This is a genomic window from Ideonella sp. B508-1, assembly GCF_000333615.1.
Lineage (GTDB): Bacteria > Pseudomonadota > Gammaproteobacteria > Burkholderiales > Burkholderiaceae_C > Ideonella.
Map to the genome: position 1 here is coordinate 1 of NZ_BADL01000307.1, position 5262 is coordinate 5262.

Annotated in this window: 3 protein-coding genes; all 3 read right to left on the reverse strand. The window is 71.2% G+C overall.

Annotated elements, in window-relative coordinates:
• Window positions 1-153: 153 nt before the first annotated feature.
• Window positions 154-1116, reverse strand: a complete 963-nt coding sequence (locus I73_RS13125; RefSeq protein WP_022981027.1) for a response regulator — start codon at window positions 1114-1116, stop codon at window positions 154-156.
• A complete protein-coding gene (locus I73_RS13130; RefSeq protein ID WP_022981028.1) occupies window positions 1094-4600 on the reverse strand; it encodes an ATP-binding protein in 3507 nt (1168 codons plus the stop codon). The genes I73_RS13125 and I73_RS13130 overlap by 23 nt, the downstream gene beginning before the upstream one ends.
• A 58-nt stretch (window positions 4601-4658) precedes the next feature.
• On the reverse strand, window positions 4659-5262 hold a 604-nt coding region (locus tag I73_RS27800; protein ID WP_022981029.1), incomplete at its 5' end, for a recombination-associated protein RdgC.

Sequence of the window (5262 nt, forward strand, 5' to 3'; positions counted from 1 at the left end):
GTGGTCGATGGCACCGAGATCGACGAGAACCAGGCCCGCCTGGTCTGCAAACTGGTGCAGCGGGTGCTGGAAGCCCGGCAGCGGCGCCTGGTGACGCCTCTGCCCAGCGAGGCACGCCGCTTCGCTTGAGCGGCCCAGCGCCGCCAAGCGCCTTCAGGCGCCCTCGCCCCCCCGGCGCAGCTTGCCCAGGGCCAGGGCCGCGGCTGCGGTGCGCGTCTCCACCCCCAGTTTCTCGAAGACGTGCTCCAGGTGCTTGTGCACCGTGCGCGGGCTGGTGCCCAGAATCTCGCCGATGTCGCGGTTGGTCTTGCCCTGGATGACCCAGTGCAGCACCTCGGCCTCCCGGGCGGTCAGCGGCAGGGCCTGCATCAGGGCCTGGGTCAGCGCGGCCTCCGAGGTTTCGCGCAGCACCAGCAGCCATTCGCCCTCGCTGCCCTGGTCGCCCGGCATGGGGTGGAGGTCAAAGCCCAGGCGCCGACCGCCGCGGGTGAGCTGCAGCGGCGTCGCCTCGCCCCCGGCACGGCGGCGCTCGCCCTCACGGGCCAGCCAGGTCGAGACCTCGGCCGGCAGCAGCAGTTCAGGGATCTCCGGGAAGACCTCGGCCATCAGCCGCCGCGCCAGCGCCGTCTGCCAGAGCCGACGGCCGTCGCGCTCGCGCACCACCAGCGTGGCGTGACCGAAGGCATCCAGCGCGTTGCGGGCCTGGCGCTGGTCGCGCGCGCTGCGCAGATGGGTGGCCAGCCGGGCCAGCACCTCGCGCGGACGCAGGGGCTTGGTCACGTAGTCGGCCCCGCCGGCGGCGAAGGCCTCCACCACGGCATCGGTTTCGGTCAGGCCGGTCATGAAGATGATCGGGATGCCGGCCGTGGCCGGATCGGCCTTGAGTCGGCGGGCCACCTCGAAACCATCGAGCCCGGGCATCACCGCATCCAGCAGGATGACATCGGGCTGGGCCTGGGCCGCGCGCTGCAGCGCCGCCTCGCCATGCGTGGCCACCAGCACCGTGTAGCCGGATTCATCCAGCGCGTCGTGCAGCACCGCCAGGTTGTCGGGCACATCGTCGACGATCAGCACCAGGCCGCCGTCGCGGGCATCAGCGATCAGATCGGGGTTCATCGAGCAGTCGGTTGAGCCAGTCGTGGAGGGCGTCGAGCTGGAAATTGCGGGCCATGGTGCGCGCCCGCTCGGTGAAGGCCGCCGCCTCCGGGTGGCCCTGGGCGATGGCCTCGAGCTGGCGTTGCACGCCACGGGGGTAGCCCAGCGCCACCACCTCGCGCAGGGACGCCAGCGCAGCGGGCGGGGGCAGGTGCTGGGCCGCCTGGGCCACCTCACGGGCTTCGGCCACCGCCCCGTCGCCGGGCAACCAGGTCAGCCCCAGGTGCTGGCCCAGCCAGTCCAGCAGCTCGCCCAGACGCACCGGCTTGACCAGGAAATCGCTGGCCGGCAGGCCCAGGTCGTTGTCCAGCCCCTTGTCGAAGGCGTTGGCCGAGATGATGGCCACCGCCGCCTGGCTCAGGCCCTGGGCACGGATGCGGCGCAGGGTCTCCCAGCCGTCGATGCCTGGCATGGCCAGGTCCAGGAAGATCACGTCGGGCTGCAGTGTCTGCAGACGCAGCAGGCACTCCTCGCCGGAAGCCGCCTGCTCGATCTGGAAGCCCAGCGGCTGCAGCAGGTCGGCCAGCAGCATGCGGTCGGCCTCTTCGTTGTCCACCACCAGGATGGTGCGACGCGGCCCGCCGTAGCCGCCGCGGGCCAGACGCTGCGGCGGCGCGGCGCTGGGGGTGTCGGCCGGCAGGGCCGGCAGAAAGAGTCGCAGGCCGAAGGTGCTGCCCTGCCCCGGTGTGCTGCGCACTGTCATCTCGCCGCCCATCAGGTCGGTCAGCATCTTGCTGATGGTCAGGCCCAGACCGGTGCCGCCGGTGGCCGCCGTGCCGGCCGAGGAGCCGCGGGCAAAGGGCTCGAAGACGCGCTCGAGCTCCTCGGGCGTCATGCCCGGCCCGGTGTCGCTGATCTCGATGCGTGCCATCTCCCGCGCGTAATGGACGCGGAACACCACCTCGCCCTGGGCGGTGAACTTCACCGCATTGCCCAGCAGGTTGATCAGGATCTGGCGCAGCCGGCGCTCGTCGGCCCGCACCACCTCCGGCAGGTCGGCCGCCAGCTCGGCCCGGAAGCGGATGCCCTTGGCCGCGGCCTGTAGCTCGAAGAGGCCGGCGATCTCACCCATGCAGTCCCGAAAGCGCATGGGCTTGCGGTCCAGCGTGAGTTTGCCGCCCTCGATGCGGGCCAGGTCCAGCGTGCCCTCGATCAGGCCCAGCAGGTGGTCACCCCCGCGCCGGATGACCGACACCGCATGGCGGCGGTGGGCCGGCATGGCTGCGTCCTCTTCCAGCAACTGGGCATAGCCCAGGATGCTGTTGAGCGGCGTGCGCAGCTCGTGGCTGATGGCGGTGATATAGCGCGTCTTGGCCTGGTTGGCGGTGTCGGCGGCGCGTTTGGCGGCCTGCAAGGCCAGGTCGGTCTGGCGGTGCGAGTCGATCTCGCGCATCAGGGCCTCGGTCTGGCGGGAGGTCTCCTCCTGCGCCACCTGTCGGCTCTTGTGAGCCAGCACCAGCCACCAGGCCACCACGCCGGCCACCAGCAGCAGGGCCGCATAGGCCTTGATGAAGCCCGCGCGCAGCGAAGGCGCCAGCAAGGGCACGAACTGCGCCCCGCGCTCGGCCAGCACCTTCATCTCCTGGTGGTACAGCAGCCCGAACAGGGCCCCCAGGGCCGGCACGATGACGCCCATCAGCAGCAGGTACTGGCCCAGGCCGGTGTCCACCTGGGGCGCCAGGCGCCGGGGCAGCGCGCGCTGCAGCAGCCGCCGCCAGGCCGCCCAGACCTGGTCCACCAGCCGGGGCTGGGGTTTGCAGCGGTCGGCGCAGCGGGCCTCCAGCGTGCAGCACAGCGAGCAGATGAAGCCGCCGTAGGCCGGGCAACGGGCCATGTCCTCGGTCTCGTAATCGCGCTCGCAGACCACGCAGCGCTGCAGGCGGCGGTAGCTGCCCTCGCCATCGGCCAGGCCAGGCGCGGCAGGTGGCACCGGCTCGGGCTGGCGGGCCAGGTAGTAGCGCCCCCGGGTGGCCCAGGCGATCAGCGGCGCGGTGAGCATCGCCGTGACCAGCGCGATCAGGGCCGAGAAGGCCTGGGCGGTCGGCCCGAAGGCGCCTAGGTGGGCCGCGATGGACAGGGCCGAGGCCAGCGCCATCGCGCCCACGCCCACCGGGTTGACGTCATGCAGGTAGGCCCGCCGAAACTCGATGCCCTGGGGGCTCCAGCCCAGCGGCTTGTTGATGACGAGGTCGGCCACGACGGCCATGATCCAGCTGATGGCGATGTTGGAGAACAGGCCCAGCACCCCACCCAGGGCCTGGAACACGTCCAGCTCCATCAGCATCAGCGCGATCAGGATGTTGAACACCATCCAGACCACCCGGCCCGGGTGGCTGTGCGTGACGCGGGAGAAGAAGTTGGACCAGGCCAGCGAGCCGGCGTAGGCGTTGGTGACGTTGATCTTGAGCTGCGAGACGATGACGAACAGCGCCGTGGCCGCCACCGCCACGCCGTAGTGCGGAAAGACGAACTCGTAGGCCGCCAGGTACATCTGGCTCGGGTCCACCGCCCGCTCCACCGGCACCATGTGGCCGATGGCCAGGTAGGCCAGCAGCGCGCCGCCCAGCATCTTCAGCACCCCCGGCAGCACCCAGCCCGGCCCGCCCACCAGCACCGCCGTCCACCAGCGCAGGCGGTGGCCGGGCCGGCATTCGGGCATGAAACGCAGGTAGTCCACCTGCTCGCCCATCTGGGTGATGAGGGCCACGCCCACCGTCATCGCCGCACCGAAGGCCTGCAGCTGGAAGGCGCCGAACTGGCCACTCTCGCCGGGGTAGTGCATCAGGCCCTCGATGAGGCCCGGGTTCTCGCGAAAGACATAGACATAGGGCAGCACCAGCATGGCCAGCCACAGCGGCTGCGTCCACACCTGCAGCCGGCTGATGTGGGTCACCCCGTAGGTGACCAGGGGGATGACCGCCAGCGCGCAGACCAGGTAGCCCCAGGCCGGCGGGATGTCGAAGGCCAGGTCCAGCGCATAGGCCATCACCGCCGCCTCGAGGGCGAAGAAGATGAAGGTGAAGCTGGCGTAGATCAGCGAGGTGATCGTGGAGCCCAGGTAGCCGAAGCCGGCCCCTCGGGTCAGCAGGTCCATGTCCACGCCGTAGCGGGCCGCGTAGACGCTGATCGGCCAGCCGGCCAGGAAGATGATCAGCCCGGTGGCCAGGATGGCCCAGAAGGCGTTGACGAAGCCATAGCGCACCAGCAGCGTGGCGCCCACCGCCTCCAGCACCAGGAAGGAGGCGGCGCCGAAGGCGGTGTTGGCCACCCGCCAGTCGGACCATTTGCGGAAGGCGCGCGGCGTGAAGCGCAGCGCGTAGTCCTCCATGGTCTCGCTGACCACCCAGAGGTTGTAGTCGCGCCGGATCTTCACCACCTGCTGCGAGGCAGGGGGCGAGGTGGACGGCGTGGCTGGCTCGGTGGCGGCGGACGGCGACGGGGTCATCTCAGGGCCGGATCATCCCACGGCCCTGCACCGGAATCACACCGGCCGGGGGCCGTTTTCAGGCCCAGGGCGGCAGTTCGTCGGACGGCGAGGGCGCAGCGTGGGTGGAGGGGCCCGGGGTCGGAGCCGCTGCGACCGCCGCTGCCGCCGTGGGCGCCTGTCCGGCCAGCTCGCTGGGCAGTTCACCCGGCTGGAGTTCGCCGTCCAGCGCCTCCACCAGGTCCGGGATCAGCTGGCACAGCTCGCCGGTGGCGATGGCCGCATCGGTGTCGAAGGCCTCTTCCGGCCGGTCGGCCGAGCCCTGGCGGCCCTCGAAGACCACGTCCTCGAAGGCCAGCTTGCGGATCACACCCTGCTCGGTCAGCGTGAAGCCGACGCGGCCGGCCCAGGTCATGGCCAGGCGCGTGGGCGCCTTGCCTTGGGCGATGTGCTCGCGCACCTCGTCGATGTCCAGCGCATGCCGGGCATAGCGCACCACCGACTTCATCTCGTCCTGGGACTTGAGCTCGCATTCGCGGTCGATGCTGAAGCCTGCCGGCGCCTCGCCCTGGGTCAGCCAGGCGGCCATGGCCACGGCGGGCGACAGGCGGGTCTGCAGCGGCCGCAGCGCAAAGCCCTCCCAGGCCTTGACCAGCGGGGTGACCACCGCCTCGGCGCGCTTG

Bases quoted from the DNA above. Each gene is read 5' to 3' on its own strand.
- I73_RS13125 (WP_022981027.1), bottom strand. From the start codon at position 1,116: ATGAACCCCGATCTGATCGCTGATGCCCGCGACGGCGGCCTGGTGCTG.
- I73_RS13130 (WP_022981028.1), bottom strand. From the start codon at position 4,600: ATGACCCCGTCGCCGTCCGCCGCCACCGAGCCAGCCACGCCGTCCACC.